Genomic DNA, 22,977 nt, shown 5'->3' with positions numbered 1-22,977 from the left:
GGAGAGAACAGGACAGCCATGAGCGAGCAGCCCGTTGTCAGCGTGATCATGGGATCGGACTCGGACTGGTCCGTCATGGAGCAGGCCGCCGTCGCGCTCGAGGAGTTCGGCATCCCGTACGAGGCGGCCGTGGTCTCGGCCCACCGCATGCCGGAGGACATGGTCGAGTTCGCCCGCAGCGCCCACACGCGCGGCATCCGGGTGGTCATCGCGGGCGCCGGCGGCGCCGCGCACCTTCCGGGCATGGTGGCCTCGATGACCCCTCTGCCCGTCATCGGCGTTCCCGTCCCCCTCAAGACCCTGGACGGGATGGACTCGCTCCTCTCCATCGTCCAGATGCCCGCGGGCGTCCCCGTGGCCACGGTGTCCATCGGCGGCGCGCGCAACGCGGGCCTGCTGGCCGCCCGCATGCTCGCCTCCGGGTCTGACGAGCAGGCCGAGCGCCTCCGCGGGCAGCTCGTGGACTTCTCCGCCTCCCTCCGCCAGACCGCCATCGAGAAGGGCGAGGCCCTCAAGGCCAAGACCCGCGGCGCCGGCTCCTGAGCCGCCCCGCTCCGCGCTCCCCGCGCCGATCCCCGCACCTGCACGACCGTCTCCGACCGGAAGCACCTCCCGCATGAACGAGACCCCCGACGAGGGCGTCAGCGCCCGCCGCTCCCTCGGCGACCGCCGCGAGGGCTCCTCTCCCGCCCCGGGCGAGGAGCCGATCTCGGCCCGCCGCCGAGCCTTCGACGACGACGCGCCGTCCGCCTCGGCCCCGCCGCGCTCGGAACCGCATCTCTCAGGCCCGGGCGGGCCCGTGCCCGAGCCGCCGCGGTACCGGCCCGAGTCCGCCTCTCACGCGGCCGCGCCCGGATTCGGCGGGCGGGACGGAGGGGGCCGGCCTCCGCGCACTCTCCGCCGCGCCCTCACCCTGCTGGGACTCACCACGCTCATCCCGGGCCGCGCCCAGGTGAGCGCGGGCCCCAAGCCGATCGGGCGGCTCGCGGTGCTCGTCACCGTCAGCTGCTGGATCCTCCTGGCCCTCACCCTGCTCGGCCTCATCGCCTTCCGCGGGGCGGTCGTCAACTTCCTTCTCCTGCCCGCGGTGGCGCCGGTCATCTGCACAGTGCTCGTCGTGCTCGGCATCGGGTGGGCGCTTCTCTACCTGCTCACCCTCCGGGCGGCGCGCCCGGGCAACCTCGGGATGGGGCGCGGGCTGACCGTCGTCGTCGCCTGCCTCACGCTCATGGTCTTCACCTCGGGGCTGCTCTTCGCGGGCGCCTACTCGCTCAACACGGCGCAGAAGTCCTTCTCCGAGATGTTCGCCAAGGGCACCGACGTCCAGCCGGTCAACGGCCGCTACAACATCCTGCTGCTCGGCGGCGACGCGGGCAGCGACCGCACGGGCCGCCGCCCGGACAGCATCTCGGTGCTCAGCATCGACGCGAAGACGGGCGACACCGTCTCCTTCGGCATCCCCCGCAACCTGCAGAACGCCCGGATTCCGGACGACTCCCCGCTCAAGAAGGTCTTCCCGAACGGCTACAGCTGCGGCGACGAGTGCATCATCAACACCCTCTACGGGCAGGTCAACCAGAACTACAAGGACCTGTACCCGGGTTCCCCGGATCCGGGGGCGTCCGCGATGATGGACGCGGCGAGCGGCGTGCTCGGCATCAAGGTCAACAGCTACTTCCTCATCGACATGGGCGGCTTCAGCGACATGGTGGACGCCCTCGGCGGCGTCTCCGTCAACTCCGGCGGCTGGGTCCCGGTGACGAGCGGCGAGATCCCGGGCAGCGACCCGGTGCGGCACTACCCGCCGAGCGAGTGGATGCCCCCGGGCCGGCTCAAGCTGGACGGGTACCACGCCGAGTGGTTCGCCCGCTCCCGCGAGTTCACGAGCGACTACAACCGCATCAAGCGGCAGCAGTGCGTCCAGTCCTCGATGGTCGCCTCGCTGTCCCCGCTCAAGCTCGCCACCCACTTCGGCGCCATCGCCAAGGCGGGCAACAAGCTGGCCGAGTCCAACATCGACAGGAACCAGATCGGCTACTTCATCGACGCCGGCCTGCGCTCCCGGGGCCACGAGCAGCGCAAGCTGACCATCGGCGAGCCGGACTTCCCGCAGATGTTCTCCACCTACCCGGACTTCGACCAGGTCCACCAGCGCGTGCAGCAGGTGCTGGACGAGGGCTCGAAGGCCTCCTCCGGCCACCCGTCCGCCGTGGCTCCGGCCGCGATCCTGCCGGCCCCGCTGGCGAACGCGCAGACCGTTCCCCAGACGGTCCGGGTCCCCATGAAGGACACCGCTCCGGACGGCACGAAGATCACGCCGGAGTACCTGACCGAGCTGGCGAAGAAGCAGGACGACTCGACGCTCGGCCAGATCACCAGCGACAACGGCAACTGCAGCCCGGCCTCGTGACAAGGACGACTGTGACCGAGGAGAACACTGTGAAGCTCTTGCACAACTCCGTCCGCGACTACGCGTGGGGCTCGCCGACGGCCATCCCGGAGCTCACCGGGACCGAGCCGGACGGGCGCCCGCAGGCGGAGATGTGGATCGGCGCCCACCCGGCGGCGCCGTCCGTCGTCGAGCACGAGGGCGAGCGCATCCCCCTCGACGAGCTCATCGCCCGCGATCCGGAGCGCGTCCTGGGCGCGCCGACGGCTCAGCGATTCGGAGCCCTTCCCTTCCTGGCCAAGCTCCTCGCGGCGGACCACCCGCTCTCGCTCCAGGTGCACCCGAGCATCGAACAGGCCGAGGCCGGGTTCAGCGCCGAAGAGGCTGCCGGCGTCCCCCTCGACGCCCCACACCGGAACTACAAGGACCGCAACCACAAGCCGGAGATGGTCGTGGCCCTCACGAGGTTCGAGGCTCTCTCGGGCTTCCGGGACCCCGCGGAGACGGCCCGCCTCCTCTCCGCGGTCCGGGGCGTCCTGCCAGAGGGCTCGGCCGGCGCGCGCGTGCTCGCGGACCTCGAGCGGGATCTGGGGAACGACGACGCCGGGGCCGCCCTCCGCGCCGCCTTCACCCGGGCCCTGACGGGGAATGACTCGTCCGAGGCCGTCGGAGACGTCGCCGCGGCGCTCTCCCGCGCCGAGCTCGGGGAGGGTCCCGTCGCCGCCTGGCGGGACGAGGCCGCGACCTTCCTCCTCCTCGCCGAGGAGTACCCGGGAGACCCCGGGGCGCTCGTGGCCCTCCTCGCCAACCGGGTGACGCTCGAGCCCGGCGAGGCCCTGTACCTGCCGGCGGGCAACCTCCACGCCTACCTCAAGGGGTTCGGCGTCGAGGTCATGGCCGCCAGCGACAACGTGCTCCGCGGCGGGCTCACGCCGAAGCACGTTGACCTCGACGAGCTCTCGACGACCGTGCGGTTCGAGCCCCTGCCCGTCCCCCGATGCGTGCCGGAGGCGGAGGAGTTCGCCGCCGGAACGCGCGAGCTCTTCCTTCCTCCCTTCGACGAGTTCTCCGTGGAGCGGATCGCGTTCGCCGTGGACGGCTCGGCCCCCGCGCGCACGGAGGGCGCCGCCGTCGTCATCGTGACCGAGGGCAGCGCGACCGTCGCCGGGGCCCGGCTCTCCCGCGGGCAGAGCGCGTTCCTCGAGGCCTCGGAGAGTGCTCCCGCGATCGCCGCGACGGCGGGTAGCGTGGTCTTCGTGGTGACCGGCGCCCGCGCCGCGGCGCGGGACCGGCCCTGACCGCCCCGGTCGCCTTCCCCGTCCGCAAGCCAGGAGAGCCATGCGAGAGTCCATCCTTCAGTCCGAGCCGTGGGCCGAGTTCCAGAGGGCGCTCGGCAAAGACGTCGTCGAGCTGAGCGGCGAGGGGTACCGCGCCGTCGCCATTGTGGAGACGAGCCCGCTCGGGAACTCGCTCTACGCGCCGTACGGCCCGAGCGCCGAGGACGCGGAGGCCCTCGGCCGGGCGATTGAGGCGCTTGCCGCCGAGGCCCGGTCGCGGGGGCTCAGCTACGTCCGCGTGGAGCCCGTCTCCACGCCGCTCGGACGCGTGCCGTCCGGGGTTCTGGGAGAGCTCGGCCTCGTGCGGGCTCCGCACGACGTGCAGCCGAAGGACACGCTCGTCATCGACGTCACCCGCGAGGAGAAGGCGGTCCTCGCGGACATGCGCTCCTCCAACCGGAACATCGCGCGCAACATCCACAAGAAGGGCGTCTCCGTGCGGACCAGCCGGGACCCCGAGGACATCGCGCACCTGACCCGGCTGCTCGAGAAGACGGCGGCGCGCGGCGAGTTCACCGCGCACACGCACGGCTACCTCACGACAGCGGCGCAGACCCTCATGCCCCGGGACGCGGCCACGCTGTATCTCGCGGAGCTCGAGGGCGAGGTGATCGCGGCGGCGCTCACGTACGACACGCCGGAGACCCGCGTGTACGCCCATGCGGCGGCCTCGGACGAGCACCGGAAGCTCTCGCCGGGCGTGGCGCTCGTCGTCGAGCTCGTCAAGGACGCCCGGGCCCGCGGCCAGAAGGCGGTGGACCTGTGGGGCATCGCGCCCACGGACTCCCCGGACCACGCCTGGGCCGGATTCACGCGCTTCAAGCGGTCCTTCGGCGGGTCCGAGGTGCACTACCCCGGCACCTGGGACCTCGCCGTGGACCGCCGCTACACGGCCTACCGGGCCGTGCGGGGTGCCCGGAGCACCGTGCTGCCGCTCCTGCGCAAGGCGCTCCCGGTGGCCCGGGGCGCCGCACAGAAGGGCCTCTCAGCGGCGAAGGACCTGAGGGCCCGCCGCTGACGCCCGCGCCAGCCCGGCGGGCGCCGGCGAGCCGGTTGCCAGCGAGACGGGCGCCGGCCCGGGCGCGCCTCAGCTCTGACGGACGTCAGCTGAGGCGCGCGTAGGACTCCCACTTGTGGTTCCGGTGCTCGCCGTCCACCCAGCGGATCGTGCCGGACTTGGAGCGCATGACCACCGACTGCGTGAGGACGCGGTCCTTCGTGTAGCGGACTCCGCGGAGGAGGTCGCCGTCCGTGACGCCGGAGGCGACGAAGAAGCAGTTGTCGCTCGTGACCAGGTCGTTCGTGGAGAGGACGCGGCTGAGGTCGTGCCCGGCGTCGAGGGCCTTCTGCTTCTCCTCGTCGTCCTTCGGCCAGAGGCGGCCCTGGATCACGCCGCCGAGCGCCCGGATGGCGCAGGCCGCCACGATGCCCTCGGGCGTGCCGCCGATGCCCATGAGGGCGTCCACGTTGGTCCCCGGGCGGGCCGCGGCGATGGCGCCGGCGACGTCGCCGTCGAGCAGGAAGCGGGTGCGGGCGCCCGCCGCGCGGATCTCCTTGACGAGGTCCGTATGGCGGTCCCGCTCGAGGACGGCCACGGTGACCTGGCTGATCTTCTTGCCCTCGGCCTTGGCGATGAGGTGCAGGTTCTGCTTGACCGGCAGGCGGAGGTCCACCATGTCCGCTGCCGCCGGACCGGTCACGAGCTTCTCCATGTAGAAGACCGCGGACGGGTCGAACATCGTGCCGCGCTCGGCGACGGCGAGGACCGAGAGGGCGTTGTTGTAGCCGAGGGCCGTGAGTCGCGTGCCGTCCACGGGGTCCACCGCCACGTCCACCTCGGCGCCGTGGCCCGTGCCCACCTTCTCTCCGTTGTAGAGCATCGGGGCCTCGTCCTTCTCCCCCTCGCCGATGACGACGACGCCGTTGAGGTTGACGGTGGAGAGCAGCGAGCGCATCGCGTCCACGGCGGCGCCGTCCGCCGCGTTCTTGTCTCCGTTGCCCACCCAGTGGCCGGCCGCGATGGCGGCGGCCTCGGTCACGCGGACGAGCTCGAGGGCGAGGTTGCGGTCAGGCTCCGTGTCCCCGACGGCGAGGGCGGGCGAGAGCTGGGTGTGATCGGTCGTCACGGGCGTGCCTTTCGGTGAGACGTCGTTGTCAGGCCTACTCCCTGCCATCCTAGCCCGGTGCCGCCCGCACCCGTCAGCCGTGCTCGGCGTGAGAAACTGGACGGTGTGAATGAGCAGAACCCCGTCACCCCGGTCCTCACCAAGAAGCAGGCTCAGAGGGCCAACTCCACCGTCGTCGGCATGCTCATCGCCATCGGAGTGACCCTCGCCCTCGCCCTGCCCGTGCTGCTGCTCGTCCCGCAGAAGAAGGCGGACTCGTTCGAGCGCCGGGTGGACGTGGCCTCGGTGTCCGCCCAGGCCGGCAGCTCGGCCGGCTTCCGGCCCGCCGCGCCGGTGCTGCCGCACGAGTACCCCTCGAACCACGCGGACCTGGACCACGGCGGCCAGGGGCAGCCCACCACGTGGAACGTCGGCTACATCACCCCCTCGAAGACGTACATGCAGTTCGTCCAGACGAACAAGGCCAACGAGACGTGGATCGCCCAGCAGGCCAAGGGCCCCAAGGTCGGGACCAAGAAGGCGGGCGGAGCGGTCTGGGACGTCTACGCCGCCGGCGGCGGGGACCAGTCCTGGGTCTCCCAGCGCGAGGGCAGCACGTATATCATCAGCGGGCAGGCCTCGGAGCAGGACAAGACCCTCCTCGCCGAGGCCCTCGCGAAGACCAGCCCTCGCCTCGAGGGGCAGAGCGCGCCGTCCCCGACCTCGAAGCCCACCTCTTAGGAGTCCCCGTGCCGGAGAGCATCCCCGCCCCGATCCCCCGCCCCTCCTCCCCGGCGGAGGCCTGGCACCTCCTCGCCGAGGGCAACGAGCGCTTCGTCACCTCGAGCTCCTCCCACCCCAACCAGGACGCGCTCCACCGGAGCCGGCTGGCCTCGTCGCAGAACCCCTTCGCGGTCATCTTCGGCTGCTCGGACTCGCGCCTCGCGGCCGAGATCATCTTCGACGTCGGCCTCGGCGACGTGTTCGTGGTCCGCACCGCGGGGCAGGCCCTCGACAACGCCGTGCTCGGCACCCTCGAGTACGCGGTGGACGTCCTCGGCACCCCGCTCATCGTGGTCCTCGGCCATGACTCGTGCGGCGGCGTGACGGCCGCCGTCGAGTCCTTCCACTCCGGGCAGATGCCGAGCGGGTTCGTCCGGGACGTCGTGGAGAAGATCACCCCGAGCGTCATCTCGGCTCGCCGCCGGGACGTCAAGGACGTCAACGGGACGGTGCGGGAGCATTCGATCCAGACGGCCGCCCGCCTCGTCGAGTCCTCGAAGATCATCTCGGAGGCCGTGGAGGCCGGAAAGCTCGGCGTCGCGGCCGTGACGTACAGCCTGGAGGAGGGCCGGGCGTCGCTCGTGTCGGGTTTGGGGTCCCTCGACTGATCGGAGCAAGATAGGTGTCATGACTGACACGCAGAACGGCAACGCCGCCGAGTACCGCATCGAACACGACACCATGGGCGAGGTCAAGGTTCCCGTCAACGCCCTGTACCGCGCGCAGACCCAGCGCGCCGTGGAGAACTTCCCGATCTCCGGCCAGGGTCTCGAGGCGGCCCACATCGCCGCCCTCGCCGAGATCAAGCGCGCGGCGGCCATCGCCAACCGCGAGCTGGGCGTGCTCGACGCCGAGCGTGCTGACGCGATCGTCAAGGCCGCCGAGGAGGTGGCCACCGGCAAGCACGACGAGCACTTCCCCATCGACGTCTTCCAGACCGGCTCGGGCACCTCGAGCAACATGAACATGAACGAGGTCATCGCCACGCTCGCGAACCGCGCCCTCAAGGAGGCCGGCTCCCAGACCGAGGTCCACCCGAACGACCACGTCAACGCGTCTCAGTCCTCCAATGACGTGTTCCCCACCTCGGTCCACGTGGCCGCCACGGGCGCGCTCGTCAACGAGCTCATCCCGGCGCTCGGCTACCTGGCCGACTCGCTCGGCCGCAAGGCCAAGGAGTTCGAGGGCGTGGTCAAGTCCGGCCGCACGCACCTCATGGACGCCACGCCCGTGACGCTCGGCCAGGAGTTCGGCGGCTACGAGGCGCAGGTGCGCTACGGGATCGAGCGCATCGAGTCCGCTCTCCCCCGCGTCGCCGAGGTCCCGCAGGGCGGCACCGCCGTCGGCACGGGCATCAACACCCCGGCCGGCTTCCCGCAGAAGGTCATCTCGGAGCTCGCCAAGAACACGGGCCTGCCGCTGACCGAGGCGCGCAACCACTTCGAGGCGCAGGCCAACCGCGACGGCCTCGTCGAGGCCTCGGGCCAGCTGCGCAACATCGCGTACTCGTTCATGAAGATCAACAACGACCTGCGCTGGATGGGCTCCGGCCCCAACACGGGCCTCGGCGAGATCCACATCCCGGACCTCCAGCCGGGCTCCTCGATCATGCCGGGCAAGGTCAACCCGGTCATCTGCGAGGCCGCCATCATGGTCTCGGCGCAGGTCATCGGCAACGACACGACGATCGCCCTCTCCTCCACGAACGGCGCCTTCGAGCTCAACGTGGGCATCCCGGTCATGGCGGCAAACCTCCTCCAGTCCATCCGCCTCCTCGCGAACACGTCGCGGGTCATGGCGGACAAGATGATCGACGGCCTCACGGCCAACGAGGAGCGCGCGCGCTTCCTCGCCGAGGCCTCCCCCTCGATCGTCACCCCGCTCAACAAGGTCATCGGCTACGAGGCCGCCGCGAAGATCGCCAAGCACTCCGTGGCCAACAAGATGACGGTCCGCGAGGCCGTCGTGGACCTCGGCTACGTGGAGCGCGGCGAGGTGACCGAGGAGCAGCTGGACAAGGCGCTCGACGTCATGAGCATGACGCGCCCGCCGCAGGCCTAGGCCTCGCCCAGCGCTCTCTGCAGCGCAGGAACGGGCCCCTCGCCTTCTCGGGCGAGGGGCCCGTTCGCGTTCGGGGTCCGCGATCCGGTCCCTCCCGCGGCGCCCTCGCCTCGCGCGACGGGATTCGGGACTACTGTTGTCCCATGCTCCCCATCCTCCTCATCCAGACCCGGGCCGACGACGACGTCGCCGCCAACGAGCTCGAGGCCGTCACCCGGCTCGGCGGCTTCCGTCCAGGGGAGCTCGTCCCGATGAGGCTCGAGCAGCGTGCCGGCCGGGAGACGCTGGACTGGGACGCCGTGCTCGACGCGCACTCCGGCGTCATCCTGGGCGGAAGTCCCTTCACCACGACCGACCCGCAGGAGTCCAAGGAGCCCCTCCAGGTGGCCGTGGAGCTCGAGCTCGGCCGGATGCTGGATGCCCTCGTGCCCCGCGACCACCCCTTCCTCGGCGCCTGCTACGGCATCAGCACGCTCGGCATCCACGAGGGCGGAACGGTGGACCGGACCTACGGCGAGCCGGCCTCCGCCGTGGAGATCGCCCTCACGGCGGAAGGCCGCGAGGACCCGCTCCTCGCCGGGCTCCCGGAGCGCTTCGAGGCGTTCGTGGGTCACAAGGAGGCCATGAGCGCACTGCCGCCCGACGCCGTGCTCCTGGCGCGCGGCGAGGCCTGCCCGCACCAGATGTTCCGCATCGGACGGAACATGTACGCCACCCAGTTCCATCCCGAGCTGGACACAGACGGGCTCCTGTACCGGATGGAGAAGTACCGGGACAAGGGGTACTTCGAGCCGGACGAGTTCGACTCGATCGCGCGCGAGGTCCGCCGTGCGGACGTCTCCTCGGCCTGCGCGGTCCTCGCGGCCTTCCGCGAGCGCTTCCTCCGCTCGGCGCCGGGCCGGCGGCCCCTCGGAGGCTGAATGTCTGCTCTCAGTGATCCGTCCCCGGCGTCGAGTACGCGGCGCCGTCTCCTGAATGAGCCCGGGCCGCCTCGATGAGGCGCCGGTGCCGGTCCGTGAGCGTCTCGGGAAGATCCCCGAGACCGTGCCAGGCGACGGCGAGCGACTCGTCGTCCCCCACCGCCGCCTCTCCGGAGACGCCCACGGCCTTGAAGGTGATGTTGAGGAACGAGCAGACGTCCCCGTTGGGGAACGTCATGGGCCCCGTGCAGTCGACGTCGAAGAGCGCTCCGAGCTCGGCCCTGACCCCCGTCTCCTCCTCGATCTCCCGGAGCAGGCCTGCTGCGGGCTCCTCCCCCGGCTCGAGGATCCCCGTGACCAGCGCCCAGCGGCGGTTGTCCGCACGCTGGACCAGCAGGACGCGCTGAGGGTCTGCAGCCGAGTCGAAGACCACGCCGGTCACCCCCGGAAGCCAGAGCGGATCGTGGCCGATCTTGGAGCGCAGCTGCACGATGAAGTCAGGTGTGGGCATGTCTCCAGGCTAGGCCACACCGGGCGACGTCCCGCTCCCCCAGGCCACGGCCGCCACCGCGGCTCCGGCCAGCAGGAAGGGCCCGAACGGGATGCGGTGTGCCCCGCGCGCCCGTCCTGTGAGGACGAGGGCGAGCGCCCACGCCCCGCCGAGCAGGAGGGAGGCGGTGAGGCCTGCGAGCGGCACGGCCCAGCCGAGGCCGCCTGTGACCAGCCCCAGGGCTCCGCTCAGGCGGACGTCCCCGCGTCCGAGCGCGCCACGGCCCGCCGCCCGCAGCGCCAGTCCGGACGCCCAGGAGAGCCCGCCCCCGAGCGCAGCCGAGACCGCCGGCCAGGGCGAGCCCGAGTCCGTTGAGACGACCGCCCATCCGAAGACGCCAGAGGCCCCCAGCATCCAGACCGGGCGGCGCGGCAGGCGGTGGGACCGCAGGTCCTCGCGCCACAGCAGCGTCCCGACGAGCGCCCAGGTCAGGACCAGGAGCACCACCGCGCCCCAGCCCGCGAGGCCGAGGGTCTGCATGTCCAGTCCGTCCCACGGATCCATCCGCCCCCCTCTGGACCCGTCTGGGCCCTGACACCGCACCCGGCCTGTCTGCCGGTGTGCGATCCACGGTAGGGGGACGTCCGCGGGCCTCGTGCCGCGCGGAGCCCGGATGTGGACAACTTCTCGTCGGGCGACTCCCCGCGGCCTCCTTCGCGGCCGGAACGCCCCTGTCCGGCCCGTTACTCCTCGAGCATGTCCGTGACCAGGGCGGCGATCGGCGAGCGCTCGCTGCGGGTCAGGGTCACGTGGGAGAAGAGCGGCTGCCCCTTGAGGCGCTCGACCACGGCCGCGATGCCGTCGAAGCGGCCGACCCGCAGGTTGTCCCGCTGGGCCACGTCATGGGTGAGCACCACCTTGGAGTTCTGGCCGATGCGGCTGAGCACCGTGAGGAGGACGTTCTTCTCCAGCGACTGGGCCTCGTCCACGATGACGAACGAGTCGTGCAGCGAGCGGCCGCGGATGTGCGTGAGCGGCAGAACCTCGAGCAGGCCGCGCTGCAGCACCTCCTCGATGACGCTCCGCGAGGTCAGGGCGCCCAGGGTGTCGAACACCGCCTGCGCCCAGGGGCCCATCTTCTCCTGCTCCGAGCCGGGCAGGTAGCCGAGCTCCTGCCCGCCCACCGCGTAGAGCGGGCGGAACACGACCACTTTCCGGTGCTCCCGCCGCTCCATGACGGCCTCGAGGCCCGCGCAGAGCGCCAGAGCGGACTTGCCCGTGCCGGCGCGGCCCCCGAGGGACACGATCCCGATGGACGGGTCGAGCAGCATGTCCAGCGCCAGGCGCTGCTCCGCCGAGCGGCCCCGGACGCCAAACGCCTCTTTGTCTCCCCGGACGAGGTGCACGCGGCCGTCCGCTCCCACGCGCCCGAGGGCCGAGCCGCGGTCCGAGGACAGGATGAGGCCCGTGTTGGCGGGCGGCGCCGCGGCGCCGTCGTCGTCGTTCCCGAGGTCCCCTGCGTACAGGAGCTCGAGGGGGATGCTTCCCTCGTCGTAGAGCTCCGCCACGGCCTCGGAGCCGAGCGAGCGCTCCTGCACGCCCGTCCACCCCGTGTCCTTGGCGAGCTCGTTGCGGTACTCGTCCGCGTCGAGGCCCATCGCCGAGGCCTTGATGCGCATGGGGACGTCCTTGGAGACCATCGTGACGTCTGCGCCCTCGTCGGAGAGGGCCTTCGCGACGGCAAGGATCCTCGCGTCGTTGTCCCCCGAGCGGAAGCCCACGGGCAGGACCTCAGAGGAGATGTGGTTCAGCTCGACCCTCAGCGTCCCGCCGTCCTCGCCGATGGGCACCGGAGAGGCGAGGGATCCGTGGCGGCGGCGCAGCTCGTCGAGCGTGCGGAGCGCCTGGCGGGCGAAATAGCCGATGTCGGGGTCGTGGCGCTTCTTCTCGAGCTCGACGACGACGGTGACCGGGATGACCACCTCGTGCTCTGCAAAGCGCCCGAGCGCTTTGGGGTCGGCGAGAAGGACTGAGGTGTCGATCACGTACGTCTTCACGGCGTTGACGCTAACGGCCCGCTGTGAACGGCGCGTGAACGGAAGGTTCAGGCTCCGAAGCGGCGCTGCCGGCTCGCGAAGTCGCGCAGCGCGCGGAGGAAGTCCACGCGGCGGAAGTCGGGCCAGAGCGCCTCGCAGAAGTAGAACTCGGAGTACGCGGACTGCCACATGAGGAAGCCGGAAAGCCGCTGCTCGCCGCTCGTGCGGATGACGAGGTCCGGGTCCGCCTGGCCGCGCGTGTAGAGGTGCTCGCCGACCTGGGCGTCGGTGAGGTCTTTCGCCACGTCCCGGAGGCCCTTCCCCGCGGCCTCCGCCTCGAGGAGGATCTCCTTGACGGCGTCCACGATCTCGCGGCGGCCGCCGTAGCCCACCGCCACGTTGACCTGGACGTCCGGCGTCTCGACGCTGTGCTCGGCCGCGGTGCGCAGCTTGGCGGCGAGGTGGTCCGGCAGGATCTCCAGCGCCCCGACCGGCACCACCTTGACCCCGGGGGTCTCCGCGAGGCGGTCCACGGTGTTGCCGATGATGTCGATGAGCGCGTTCAGCTCCTCGCTCGAGCGGGACAGGTTGTCCGTGGAGAGCATGTAGAGCGTGACCGTGGTGATCTTGAGCTCGCGGCACCAGCCGAGGAACTCGATGATCTTGTCCGCGCCGGCCTGGTGCCCGTCATGGGTGGGCGCTCCGGCGAGACGGGCCCAGCGGCGGTTTCCGTCCACCATGACGCCGATGTGCTTCGGCAGGACCTCCGGCGCCACCTCGTTGCGCAGCCGCCGCGAGTACAGGCGGTAGAGGACGTCTCGCACGCTCACAGCGTCCTCCTTCCAGCGGTCCGTCGGATGCGCCGTCGGGCGCCTCGCCTCTCCAACGGTACCGGAGCCGGCTGGGCCCGGCCCGCCCACAGGCTCCTCCCCGTACGGGTGCGTAGGATGGCTCCATGAGCACTCTTGAGCTGGATCCCCTCCACAAGCCGAGGCTCCGAGGGTGGATCCACGCGATCATGGCCCCGCTGGCCGTCATCGCCACGATCGTGCTCATCGTGTGCGCACCCTCGTTCGGCACGCGCGTGGCCTGCGGCGTCTACGCCATCACAGGCATTCTGCTGTTCACCGTCTCCGCGTTCTATCACCGGGGCCGCTGGTCCGAGCGCGCGCGCCTGCTGCTCAAGCGCCTGGACCACACGAACATCATGCTCGTCATCGCGGGCTCCTACACGCCGCTGTCCTGGACGCTTCTCCCGCGGCGGGAGGCGGTCATCCTGCTCTCGCTCGTCTGGGGCGGGGCGCTGCTCGGCGTGGTCTTCCGCCTCGCCTGGCTGCACGCGCCGCGGTGGCTCTACACGCCGGTGTACATCGCGCTCGGCCTGGCCGCGTTCCTGTTCATGCCGCAGTTCTTCGCCGCGTCCGTGGCGTGCTCCGTGCTCATCCTGGCGGGAGGCGCGTTCTACATCGCCGGCGCGGTCTTCTACGCGGCCAAGCGGCCGAACATCAACATCGAGTGGTTCGGCTTCCACGAGCTCTTCCACGCCTTCACCGTGGCCGGGTTCGTGTGCCACTTCATCGCGATCATGATCGCGGTGGTCACCCGAGGCTAGCGGCGGCCGCGGCGGGGCCGCTCCTCGAGGGGCTCGTCTGGCCCCTCGAACTCCTGCCGCACCTGCTCCCGGTACCGCACGCGGCGGATCTTCCGGGCCATGCTCACGATGAGCAGGATGGTCACGACGGCGAGCAGCGCCGTCACGATGAACCCGACCGTTCCGGGACTCACGTCCTCCGCTTTCACAGCGGGTGAGGGCGTCGGCGAGGCCGCGCCCAGGAGGCTCGGGGCGGAGAGCAGGGAGGTCAGCACCCGATCCATTCTACTCGCCGCCCTCTACGCTTCGCCGCCGTCCCGAAGCCCGGCCAGCAGGTCCGTCTCGGGGAGCTCGGACTCGACGCGGGACTTCGCGAGGACGTAGTCCTCCCACGGCCAGACCTCGCGCTGGCGCTCGGCCGGGACGGCGAAGAACATCGAGTCGGGGTCGATCTGCGTCCGGTGGGACTTCAGCGCCTCCTCGCGGCGCTCGATGTACGGCCCGACGTCGATCTGCGTCGTCGTGTCGTAGAGGATCCAGCCGTCCGCGTTCGGACGGTCCTCGATCCGCTTGAGGAAGTCGGCGTAGGGAGACTCCCGGCCGTCCGAGAGGACCGCCTCGTGGAGCGCCTTGAGCTTGTCCGTGTTGAAGCCCTTGTCGTAGTAGAGCTTGCTCGGGGTCCACGGCTCGCCGAGGCCCGGGTAGGCGTCCGGGTCGCCCGCCTTCTCATAGACCTCCATGGCCACGCGGTGGGACATGATGTGGTCCGGGTGCGGGTAGCCGCCGTTCTCGTCGTAGGCGAGGATGACGTGCGGCTTGAAGGAGCGGGCCAGGCGGATGAGCGGAGCGGAGGCGTGCTCGAGGCTCAGCGTGGCGAAGCTCCCGTACGGCAGGGCCGGCAGGGGGTCCCCCTCCGGCAGGCCGGAGTCGGCGAATCCGATCCAGCGGTGCTCCACGCCCAGGTGGCGGGCCGCCTCGGCCATCTCGCCGATGCGCATGCCGGCGAGGTCCCGGGCCGCCATGGGGACGTCGGTGACCTTCGGGTTGAGGACGGACCCCTGCTCTCCGCCGGTGCACGTGGCCACGAGGACGCGAGCGCCCTCGGAGACGTACTTGATCATGGTGCCCGCGCCCTTGCTGGACTCGTCGTCCGGATGCGCGTGGATGGCGAGGATGCGGAAGCCCTCGGCGGGGGTGTGCTGCTCGGTCACGTGTCTCTCCTGAACGTGGTTGGCTCGGCACGGCGCCGTCGCCCGCCGCGGCCGTGAACGGCCTCGGTAGGATGGGGAGCACCATGCAGACAGACAGCCTATCGGAGCGCTACGGGCGCCGCCGCCGGACGTTCGCCCCGGGCAGAGCGGCCTGGTGGATCGTCGGCGCTCTGATCGCGGCCGTCGCCGTCGCGGGCGCTCTCGCCCTCTACCGCGCGCGCACCACGGTCACCACCAAGGACGTCTCCTTCGGGTTCCCCTCGGCGGGACAGGCCACGGTGGACTTCTCGGTGACGAAGCACCCCTCGGCCACCGCCGAGTGCCAGGTGCAGGTGCTCAACGGCCAGCACGCCGTCGTGGGGTGGAAGACCGTGCGGATCGGCCCCAACAGCGCGGACGACCCGAAGACGACGGCGAACGGCACCACCTCGAACCACCGCGCCACGCTGCGCACCGTGCAGAAGGGCGTCAACGGCGGGGTCCACTCCTGCGCCATCGTCGGCCGCTAGGCGTCCCGGCGGTGCAACGCACCTTGGATTGCGTGACGTTCGCCTCTATGATCGAGAGCTAGTAAGAATTGTGAGTGTCACTGCGCCGCGGATCGACGCCGCGGCGCTCGTCTTTTATGCACGAGGAGTACAACGATGAGCACTGAGCAGCCTCAGGGAGCCTGGCTGACCCAGGAGTCCTACGACCGCCTCAAGGCGGAGCTCGACCATCTCGAGGGCCCCGGCCGTGCCGAGATCGCTCAGCGCATCGAAGACGCCCGCAGCGAGGGCGACCTCAAGGAGAACGGCGGCTACCACGCGGCCAAGGAGGACCAGGGCAAGGCCGAGGCGCGCATCCGCCAGCTGCGCACCCTCCTCGAGGACGCGCACGTCGGCGAGGCTCCGGCGGACGACGGCGTCGTGGAGCCCGGCATGATGATCACGGCCAAGATCGCCGGGGACGAGGAGAAGTTCCTCCTCGGCTCCCGCGAGATCGCCGGAGACATGGACATCGACGTCTACTCGGAGAAGTCCCCGCTCGGCACCGCCATCCACGGCAAGAAGGCCGGAGACAAGGTCTCCTTCGAGGCGCCGAACGGCAAGACCATCGAGGTGGAGATCGTGGAGGCCAAGCCCTTCAAGGGCTGACCTCCGCGCACTGACCCTCCGCGCGCTGACCTCCGCGCGGCGCGCACGCGCCGCCATACGCAGCAGGGGCGCCCCGGCATGTGCCGGGGCGCCCCTTGCGCGTTCGCGGGACGGCGTCAGCCCTCCTGCACGATGGGCTCGAAGCCCTCGGCCCGGAGCGCCTCGAACACCGTCTCGGCGTGCTCGTGGCCCTTGGTCTCCAGGTCGATGGTGATGGCCACGCGGCCCATCGCGATGGAGCCGCCGATGCGGGTGTGGTCCACGCGCGTCACGTTCGCGTCGTTGTCCGCGATGATCCGGGAGATCGACTTGAGCGAGCCCGGGCGGTCGTCCAGCATGATCCGGACCGTGATGAAGCGGCCTGAGGCGAAGAGGCCGCGCTGGATCACCTTGAGCATGAGCAGCGGGTCGATGTTGCCGCCGGAGAGGATGACCGCCGTCGTGCCCTTCGGAGTGACGGCGCCCTCCATGAGGGCCGCGACGCCGACGGCGCCCGCGGGCTCCACGACCATCTTGGCGCGCTCGAGCAGGAAGATGAGGGCCCGCGAGAGAGCGTCCTCGCTCACGGTGACCACGTCGTCCACGAGCTCCCGGATGACGGAGAACGGCACCTGGCCGGGGCGGCCCACGGCGATGCCGTCCGCGATGGTCGAGACCTTGGTCAGCGGCACGAGCGCGTCTGCCGCGAGCGAGGGCGGGTAGGCCGCGGCGTTCTCCGCCTGGACGCCGATGACGGTGATGTCCCGCCCCAGCTCCTTGGCCTTCTCCTTGAGCGCCACGGCGACGCCCGCGAGGAGGCCCCCGCCGCCGACGCCGCAGATCACCGTGTCGAGGTCGGGCACCTGCTCGAGCAGCTCGAGGCCGATGGTGCCCTGGCCCGCCACGACCTGGGGGTGGTCGAAGGGGTGGATGAAGACCGCCCCGGTCTCCTCGGCATGGCGCTTGGCCGCTTCGAGGGCCTGGTCCACGGTCTCTCCCTCGAGGATCACCTCCGCCCCGTGGCCTCGCGTGGCGCTCACCTTGGGGATGGCCGCGCCGAGGGGCATGAAGATGGTCGCCTTGATGCCCAGCCCCTTCGCGGCGACGGCGACGCCCTGCGCGTGGTTGCCCGCCGAGGCCGCCACGACTCCGCGGTGCTTCTCCTCCTCGCTCAGCTGGGCCATGCGGACGTAGGCGCCGCGGACCTTGAAGGAGCCGGCCCTCTGGAGGTTCTCGCACTTGAAGTAGACGTCTTGGCCGGCGATGCGCCCCAGGGCGCGGGACTTCTCCACCGGGGTGCGCATGACGATCTCCTCGACCGTCTGCTGTGCGCGCTCGACGTCGGCGAGGGTCACGGAAAGGGGCTCGGTCACAACTGTCCTTTGATCGGTGGCGGGTGAGGATCGGCGTATGCCGGCGGCGGCTCGGGAGGGGGGGTAGGTGCTGCGGGGGGGGCTAGGCGCTGCGGGCCGCCGGCCCGTGCCCGTCCAGGTCCGAGGTGATGCCCCAGCGCATGGTGAGGCTCTCGCCCTCCTCCAGCCAGACGAGGCCCTCTCCGGAGTTGAGGGCGTTGGCCGGGGCTGTCATCGGCTCGAGCGCCACGGAGCGGTCCTGGCCGTTGAGGCCGTCTGTGACGAACACGTGCAGGTACCGGACGGTCTCCGCGTCGCCCCAGAGGGTCACGCTGCGGCCTGCTCCGTCCCGGAGCGTTCCTCGCACGATCCGCTCCGCGGGCTGCCCCTCCCCCGCCTCGGCCGCAGTCAGCGCCGTATAGGCGGTGTCCGTGGAGAACCCGGACAGCGAGCGGGACTCGAGGCGATGCTCCGCGTCCACGGGGTGGGCGGCAACGGGAATGAGGCGCTCGTCCGCCTCCAGCCAGGCCTCCGCCTCCACGGTGAGCGAGAGGCCCGCAGGATCCTCCTCCCCGAGGCGGAGGAACGGGTGCGCCCCCAAAGCCGCGGGCGCGCGGGAGGCGCCGAGGTTGGTCAGCGTCTGCTCGACGACGAGGTGCCCGTCCGCGGTCAGCGAGTACGCGGCCTCATGGGAGAGGTGGAAGGGGTAGCCGTGCTGGGGGAAGATCTCCGCCGTGAGGACAGCCGAGGAATCGGTGCGCTCGACGACGCTGTAGCCCGTGTTCCTCAGCAGACCGTGGCTCGCGTTCCCCCGCGAGACCTCCGTGATGTCCAGCTGCTGCGGCGTTCCGTCCAGCTCCCACCGGCCCCCGGCCACTCGATTGGGCCACGGTGCAAGCAGCAGCCCGCACGCGGAGGGGGCGATGACGTCATCCCCGTAGGACTCCGTCAGCTCCACACCGTTGCGCGCGTAGCGGCGCAGCCCCGCGCCCAGCGGGGCGATGACGGCGGACGCGCCGCCGCGGGTGAGGAACACGGGAACGCCGGTCACGGCCTTCTCGGTCATCGGAACAGGGAGCGGGTTGACGCGGGGCATGTGTCTCATGTTAACGAGACGGGACCCGGCCCGCACACTGCGGACCGGGTCCCGGACAGCACCGGCACCGGCAGCCCCGTGTCAGCGGAGCCCGCGCAGGACTGTATTCCCCGTCTAATCGTCCCCGCGCAGGATCGCGATGAGACGGAGGATCTCGATGTAGAGCCACACGACCGTGACGAGCAGGCCGAACGCGCACGTCCAGGCCATGAACTTCGGCGCGCCGACGTTGACGGCGCCCTGGATCTGGTCGAAGTCGAAGATCAGGGAGATGGCTCCGAGGATGATGGCCAGCGGGCCGATGATGAGGCCGAGCGGGATGCCCGCCACCTCAACGCCGCGCAGACCCCAGGCATGGGACGTGACGCCCGTGAGCATGAGGACGAGGTTCACGATGCAGAAGAGGCTGTAGGCCACGAGCGCGATCATGAAGAACTTGGCCAGCTTGGGCGTGGCCCGGACCTTGCCGGAGCGGAACAGCGCCAGCGTGACCGCGAAGATGCAGGCTGTGGCGATGAGCGCCTGCAGGCCGATGCCCGGCAGGTTCTGCTCGAGGACGCGCGTGAGGCCGCCTGCGAAGAAGCCCTCGAACACCGAGTACGCGATGATGAGGCCCGGGGACGGCATCCGCTTGAACGAGTTGACGAGGCCGAGGATCAGTCCGCCGAGCGCGCCGACTCCGGTCAGGAGCGCCGAGATCCCGAGCGGGATGACGTAGGTGACGACGACGGCGGCCGCGAGGACGCCGAAGACCGTGAGGGTCTTGACCATGACGTCGTCGAACGTGAGGGGGCCCTGGGCCGCCTGGGGGGCCTGGAAGCCCTGCGGCTGGCCGTAGCCCTGCTGCCCGTACGCCTGATCGCCGTAGGGCTGCGCGGGGTAGCCTGGCTGGCCGTACTGGGTCTGGCCGTACTGGGCTCCGCCGTAGCCCGCCTGGCCGTACGGCTCGCTGTACGGCTGAGAGGAGGGCTGGCTGTAAGCCTGCTGGCCGTAGTGGCCCTGCTCAGCCTGGCCGTACTGGCCCTGCGCGTAGGGCTGGCTGTACGGCTCGCCGTAGCCCTGCTGGCCGTACTGGCCCTGCTGAGGCTGGGCGTAGCCGAACTGCCCCTGAGACATGGCGGTCTTCCGGAAGGAGTCCCGCTTGAAGATTGGATTGGCCACGAGTTCTGGTCCCCCTTGAGGTGGTAGAGCTTGAGAGCCATTCTGCCTGAGAAGGCTGGGACGCCGCTAGGAGGCGTTACGCCGTCTCACCCCGCGGGCGGGAGAACCGCGAAGACCGGTCTATCTGGTGCCCCGACTGGGATTCGAACCCAGACTGCGCCGATTTTAAGTCGGATGCCTCTGCCGTTGGGCTACCGGGGCTGGATGCGCGAAGCGGGGCGCCAGACCGGTGTCCGGCGCCCCGCTCACGGATGCGGCTGAGCGCGAGCCGCTACTTCTTGGGCTTCGCCGAGCGCTCGAAGAGGGCTCGCGGCTCGTCCAGGTCCGGAAGCGGCGTGGTGTCGCGTCCGAAGAGGCCGCCCGCGATCCAGTCGCCGAGGACGCGGAACTTGCGCTCGAACATCGGCATCGCCATGCCGTGGTAGCCGCGGTGGGCCAGCCAGGCGATGGGGCCGCGGAGCTTGACGTCTCCGTACTTCGGGACGGCGATCCGGGCCACGCCCTTGCCGAAGCCGAAGCCGGCCACGGCGCCGAGGTTCTCGTGGCGGTACTCCTGGATCTCGCCCTCGCCGTAGAGGTCAGCCTTGACGTTCTTCGCGAGGAGCTTCGCCTGGCGCACGGCGTGCTGCGCGTTCGGCACGCACATGCCGCCGACTCCGCCGCCGGTGAGGTCCGGAACCGCCGCGACGTCGCCCGCAGCCCATGCGTCCTTGACGAGGCCCTCCGGGCCCTCGATCTGGAGCTTGGCGTTCACCTGGAGACGTCCGCGCTCCTCGACCGGGAAGTCCGTCTGGCGGACCACCGGGTTGGCCATGACGCCCGCGGTCCAGACGAGGGTGTCCGACTCGAACGTCTGGGCCGGGGACTTGTCCGGCATGTTGATGAGCTGGAGCTTGCCGCCCGTGGCGTCCGCGAGGGAGGTGTTGAGGAGGACCTCGATGCCGCGGGAGCGCAGGTGCTCCACGACCCACTCGGCCTGGTCCTCGGCGACCTCCGGCATGATGCGGCCCATGGCCTCGATCATGACGAAGCGGAGGTCCTCGCGGGAGACGCGCGGGTTCTGCTTGACCGCGTCCCGCGCCATGTCCTCCATCTCGGAGATGGTCTCGATGCCGGCGAAGCCGCCGCCGACCACGACGAACGTGAGCAGGCGCTCGCGACGGGCCGGGTCCGTCTCCGTGCTGGCCTCCTCGATGCGGTCCAGGATGCCGTCGCGCACCGCGACGGCCTCCTCCACGGCCTTCATGCCGATGCCCACCTCGGCGAGGCCCGGGATGGGGAACGTGCGGGTGATGGCGCCCGCCGTCATGATGATCTGCTTGTAGGGGATCTCGACGCTCTCGCCGTCGACATCCACGGTGGCCACCTTCTTGGCGTGGTCCACGGCGGTGAGGGCACCCTCGACCATCTCGGACTTGCGCAGGTGCTGGCGGTGGTTCACCACGATGTGGCGGGGCTCGATGGAGCCGGAGACGACCTCCGGGAGGAACGGCTGGTACGTCATGTACGGCAGCGGGTCCACCACCGTCACGATGTCGCCGTTCGCCTCAGCGGCGGCCTCGAGGTTCTTCGCGGCGTAGAGGCCGGCGTAGCCGCCGCCGACGACGAGGATCCTGGGCTTCTGGGACAGTTCAAGTTTTTCAGCCATACCCCGATCCTAACGGCTCAGCGGGCTTCTTCAGCGGCCTTGAGCGTGAGTCCGTCGAGGATGTCCGTCTCACTCGCCCTCACCTCGGAGAGGCCGGGGTTCAGCTCCTGGACCCGCTCCAGGACGGCGTCGAAGATGAGGGCCCCCGCGCCGATGACGTCCACGCGGCCGGGATGCATGAATCGGAGCGCCTCTCGCTCCGACCGCGGGCGGGCCAGGAGGTCCATGGCGGCCTTGCGGACCTCGGCGATCGGACGGGGAGCATCGTGGATGGCGCTCCGGTCGTACGCTCCGAGCCCGAGCGCCGCGGCCATGACGGTGGTGACGGTCCCGGCCACGCCGACCACGCGCTCCAGGCCGGTCAGCCCCACCGCCGCCTCGGCCTCCGCGATCTTCTCCCGGGCAGCCGCGCGAGCCGCCTCGATCTCGGGCGCCGTCGGCGGATCGGAGCGGAGGAACCGCTCCGTGAAGCGGACGCAGCCCATGTCCGTGCTCAGCGCGCCGTCGAGGACGGCCTCCGCTCCCCGGCCGCGTCCGACGACGAACTCCGTGCTGCCGCCGCCGAGGTCGACGACGAGGGTCCTGGCCTCGTCCGAGGACGCCGCGGTGGCGCCGGTGAAGGAGAGGCGGGCCTCCTCCTCCCCCGAGATGACCCGCGGGGTCACGCCGAGGCGGCTGCGGACTCCCTCGAGGAACTCCTCGCGGTTGGAGGCGTCCCGGGTGGCCGAGGTGGCGCCGAAGAGCAGCCCGGCGACGTCGTGGGACCTGAGCGCCTCGGCGTACTCGTCCACGGCCGCGAAGGTGCGCTCGAGGGCCTCAGGCGCGAAGGCGCCAGTGGCGTCGACCCCCTGGCCGAGGCGGACGATCCGCGTCCGCCGGTCCAGCTCCTCCAGCGACTCGTCCTCGCGGACCTCCGCGATGAGGAGGCGGATGGAATTCGTTCCGCAGTCGATGCCGGCGGCGATCATGCCCGTGCGTCCTCTCCCTCGGCCGTGCTGTCCTCGTTCTTCGCCGCCTGTGCCCGGCGGGCGCGCTCGGCCCGCTTCGCCTCGACGGCCTCGTCCCCGAAGCCCTGCGTCTTGGTGTGGCGGGAGCGGTCCCGCTCCGGAACGGGCGCTGAGTGGTCCCAGGCGCCGGCGCAGTCGCACGTCTCAGGAGTCCACCACTCGGCGATCCGCTCGAGCGTCTCGTCCCCGAGCGGATTCACGCCAGGGCCCATCGCGAGGGCCTGTCCAGCGAGCACGTGGAGGCACTTGACGCGCTCCGGCATGCCCCCGGCGGAGACGCCGTCGATCTCCGGAACGGCTCCCACGCCCGTGCGCTCGGCGATGGCGTTCCGCTCCGCCAGGTAGGACTCGTGGGCCTGACGGTACGCGGCCGCGAGCGCGGAGTCCTCGGAGAGCCGCTCGGTCATCTCCGCCATGACGCCGGCCGCCTCGAGGCGGGACACGGCCGCCGTGACGGAGGGGTGGGTGAGATAGAACGTGGTGGGGAACGGGATCCCGTTGCTCAGCCGCGGCGCGGTGGTGGCCACGAGCGGGCTGCCGCACTGCCGGCAGCGGGCGCCGATCTCCACGACGTCGCGGACCGGACGCCCGAGCTGGCGGCTCAGGGTGTCGAGGTCCTCGTCGGTGGGCGTGCGGCTCTGGTCGGTGGCCATGGATTCCTCTCGGTGCCTCGCG

At 71.1% G+C, this 22,977-nt stretch carries 24 protein-coding genes and 1 tRNA gene; 11 read left to right on the top strand and 14 right to left on the bottom strand.

What is annotated here, in order from left to right; genetic code table 11:
* Positions 1–18: 18 nt before the first annotated feature.
* The 4 genes from purE to H9I38_RS04125 all read left to right on the top strand — a co-directional run bounded on the left by purE (position 19) and on the right by H9I38_RS04125 (position 4,744).
* Positions 19–543 carry a 5-(carboxyamino)imidazole ribonucleotide mutase gene (gene purE / locus H9I38_RS04140; RefSeq protein WP_226337488.1) on the top strand — a complete coding sequence of 175 codons (525 nt, stop codon included), beginning with the start codon at positions 19–21 and terminating at the stop codon, positions 541–543.
* Positions 544–616: 73 nt separating this feature from the next.
* Positions 617–2,410, top strand: coding sequence for an LCP family protein (locus H9I38_RS04135; protein WP_226337487.1), 1,794 nt, complete (start codon positions 617–619; stop codon positions 2,408–2,410).
* A 29-nt stretch (positions 2,411–2,439) separates the two neighbouring features.
* On the top strand, positions 2,440–3,687 hold the full coding sequence (gene manA, locus H9I38_RS04130; RefSeq protein ID WP_319002173.1) for a mannose-6-phosphate isomerase, class I: 1,248 nt from the start codon (positions 2,440–2,442) through the stop codon (positions 3,685–3,687).
* Positions 3,688–3,727: 40 nt separating this feature from the next.
* Positions 3,728–4,744, top strand: coding sequence for a lipid II:glycine glycyltransferase FemX (locus H9I38_RS04125; RefSeq protein ID WP_226337485.1), 1,017 nt, complete (start codon positions 3,728–3,730; stop codon positions 4,742–4,744).
* A gap of 85 nt (positions 4,745–4,829) precedes the next feature.
* On the opposite strand, the gene glpX is transcribed toward H9I38_RS04125, so the two are convergent.
* Entirely contained in the window at positions 4,830–5,900 is a 1,071-nt protein-coding gene (gene glpX, locus H9I38_RS04120; RefSeq protein ID WP_264177380.1) for a class II fructose-bisphosphatase, read from the bottom strand.
* A 57-nt stretch (positions 5,901–5,957) separates the two neighbouring features.
* Between glpX and H9I38_RS04115 the strand changes: the two genes are divergently transcribed.
* From H9I38_RS04115 to H9I38_RS04100, 4 genes are all read left to right on the top strand, one after another.
* A complete protein-coding gene (locus tag H9I38_RS04115) occupies positions 5,958–6,572 on the top strand; it encodes a DUF4245 domain-containing protein (protein ID WP_226337483.1) in 615 nt (204 codons plus the stop codon).
* Positions 6,573–6,604: 32 nt separating this feature from the next.
* Positions 6,605–7,222, top strand: a complete 618-nt coding sequence (locus H9I38_RS04110; protein ID WP_226337655.1) for a carbonic anhydrase — start codon at positions 6,605–6,607, stop codon at positions 7,220–7,222.
* A 19-nt stretch (positions 7,223–7,241) separates the two neighbouring features.
* On the top strand, positions 7,242–8,675 hold the full coding sequence (locus H9I38_RS04105) for a class II fumarate hydratase (RefSeq protein WP_226337482.1): 1,434 nt from the start codon (positions 7,242–7,244) through the stop codon (positions 8,673–8,675).
* 143 nt (positions 8,676–8,818) lie between these two features.
* Positions 8,819–9,595, top strand: coding sequence for a glutamine amidotransferase (locus tag H9I38_RS04100; RefSeq protein ID WP_226337481.1), 777 nt, complete (start codon positions 8,819–8,821; stop codon positions 9,593–9,595).
* Between the two features lie 10 nt (positions 9,596–9,605).
* Here H9I38_RS04100 and H9I38_RS04095 read toward each other — a convergent pair whose 3' ends face one another.
* The 4 genes from H9I38_RS04095 to H9I38_RS04080 form a co-directional block, all read right to left on the bottom strand.
* Complete coding sequence (locus H9I38_RS04095) at positions 9,606–10,106, bottom strand: NUDIX hydrolase (protein WP_226337480.1); 501 nt, start codon at positions 10,104–10,106, stop codon at positions 9,606–9,608.
* 9 nt (positions 10,107–10,115) lie between these two features.
* On the bottom strand, positions 10,116–10,649 hold the full coding sequence (locus H9I38_RS04090) for a prepilin peptidase (RefSeq protein ID WP_226337479.1): 534 nt from the start codon (positions 10,647–10,649) through the stop codon (positions 10,116–10,118).
* A 179-nt stretch (positions 10,650–10,828) separates the two neighbouring features.
* On the bottom strand, positions 10,829–12,142 hold the full coding sequence (locus H9I38_RS04085; protein ID WP_413463512.1) for a PhoH family protein: 1,314 nt from the start codon (positions 12,140–12,142) through the stop codon (positions 10,829–10,831).
* A gap of 47 nt (positions 12,143–12,189) precedes the next feature.
* Positions 12,190–12,951: an isoprenyl transferase gene (locus H9I38_RS04080; protein WP_226337478.1), complete on the bottom strand. Its 762-nt coding sequence runs from the start codon at positions 12,949–12,951 to the stop codon at positions 12,190–12,192.
* Positions 12,952–13,076: 125 nt separating this feature from the next.
* Here H9I38_RS04080 and trhA point away from each other — a divergent pair, with 125 nt between their 5' ends.
* Positions 13,077–13,733, top strand: a complete 657-nt coding sequence (gene trhA, locus H9I38_RS04075; protein ID WP_226337477.1) for a PAQR family membrane homeostasis protein TrhA — start codon at positions 13,077–13,079, stop codon at positions 13,731–13,733.
* Here trhA and H9I38_RS04070 read toward each other — a convergent pair.
* The gene (locus H9I38_RS04070) at positions 13,730–13,987 is read right to left on the bottom strand and encodes a hypothetical protein (protein WP_226337476.1); all 258 of its coding nucleotides are present in this window, start codon (positions 13,985–13,987) and stop codon (positions 13,730–13,732) included. The two genes, trhA and H9I38_RS04070, sit on opposite strands and share 4 nt — an antisense overlap.
* Before the next feature lie 24 nt (positions 13,988–14,011).
* A complete protein-coding gene (gene mca, locus H9I38_RS04065) occupies positions 14,012–14,923 on the bottom strand; it encodes a mycothiol conjugate amidase Mca (RefSeq protein WP_226337475.1) in 912 nt (303 codons plus the stop codon).
* Positions 14,924–15,006: 83 nt separating this feature from the next.
* Here mca and H9I38_RS04060 point away from each other — a divergent pair, with 83 nt between their 5' ends.
* Both H9I38_RS04060 and greA read left to right on the top strand, forming a co-directional pair.
* Positions 15,007–15,432, top strand: coding sequence for a DUF4307 domain-containing protein (locus H9I38_RS04060; protein ID WP_226337474.1), 426 nt, complete (start codon positions 15,007–15,009; stop codon positions 15,430–15,432).
* A gap of 135 nt (positions 15,433–15,567) precedes the next feature.
* Positions 15,568–16,059 (top strand): transcription elongation factor GreA, encoded by a 492-nt coding sequence (greA, locus tag H9I38_RS04055; RefSeq protein ID WP_226337473.1) that lies wholly within the window; start codon positions 15,568–15,570, stop codon positions 16,057–16,059.
* 116 nt (positions 16,060–16,175) lie between these two features.
* Here the strand turns inward: greA and ilvA are convergent, their stop codons facing one another.
* From ilvA to H9I38_RS04020, 7 genes are all read right to left on the bottom strand, one after another.
* Positions 16,176–17,411: a threonine ammonia-lyase gene (gene ilvA, locus H9I38_RS04050; RefSeq protein ID WP_226337472.1), complete on the bottom strand. Its 1,236-nt coding sequence runs from the start codon at positions 17,409–17,411 to the stop codon at positions 16,176–16,178.
* Between the two features lie 82 nt (positions 17,412–17,493).
* Positions 17,494–18,486 (bottom strand): aldose 1-epimerase family protein, encoded by a 993-nt coding sequence (locus H9I38_RS04045; RefSeq protein ID WP_226337471.1) that lies wholly within the window; start codon positions 18,484–18,486, stop codon positions 17,494–17,496.
* A 114-nt stretch (positions 18,487–18,600) separates the two neighbouring features.
* Positions 18,601–19,647: a Bax inhibitor-1/YccA family membrane protein gene (locus H9I38_RS04040; protein WP_226337470.1), complete on the bottom strand. Its 1,047-nt coding sequence runs from the start codon at positions 19,645–19,647 to the stop codon at positions 18,601–18,603.
* Between the two features lie 125 nt (positions 19,648–19,772).
* Positions 19,773–19,848: transfer RNA gene (locus tag H9I38_RS04035), tRNA-Leu, on the bottom strand.
* Between the two features lie 70 nt (positions 19,849–19,918).
* Positions 19,919–21,295, bottom strand: coding sequence for an NAD(P)/FAD-dependent oxidoreductase (locus tag H9I38_RS04030; protein ID WP_226337469.1), 1,377 nt, complete (start codon positions 21,293–21,295; stop codon positions 19,919–19,921).
* Positions 21,296–21,312: 17 nt separating this feature from the next.
* Positions 21,313–22,263, bottom strand: a complete 951-nt coding sequence (locus H9I38_RS04025; protein ID WP_226337468.1) for an exopolyphosphatase — start codon at positions 22,261–22,263, stop codon at positions 21,313–21,315.
* Positions 22,260–22,955, bottom strand: a complete 696-nt coding sequence (locus H9I38_RS04020) for a DUF501 domain-containing protein (protein WP_226337467.1) — start codon at positions 22,953–22,955, stop codon at positions 22,260–22,262. Before H9I38_RS04020 ends, H9I38_RS04025 begins: the two co-directional genes overlap by 4 nt.
* Positions 22,956–22,977: the final 22 nt, after the last annotated feature.

Origin of the sequence: Arthrobacter sp. UM1 (assembly GCF_020483305.1) — a bacterium.
Classification (GTDB): domain Bacteria; phylum Actinomycetota; class Actinomycetes; order Actinomycetales; family Micrococcaceae; genus Falsarthrobacter.
This window is presented reverse-complemented; position numbering and strand designations above follow the sequence as displayed.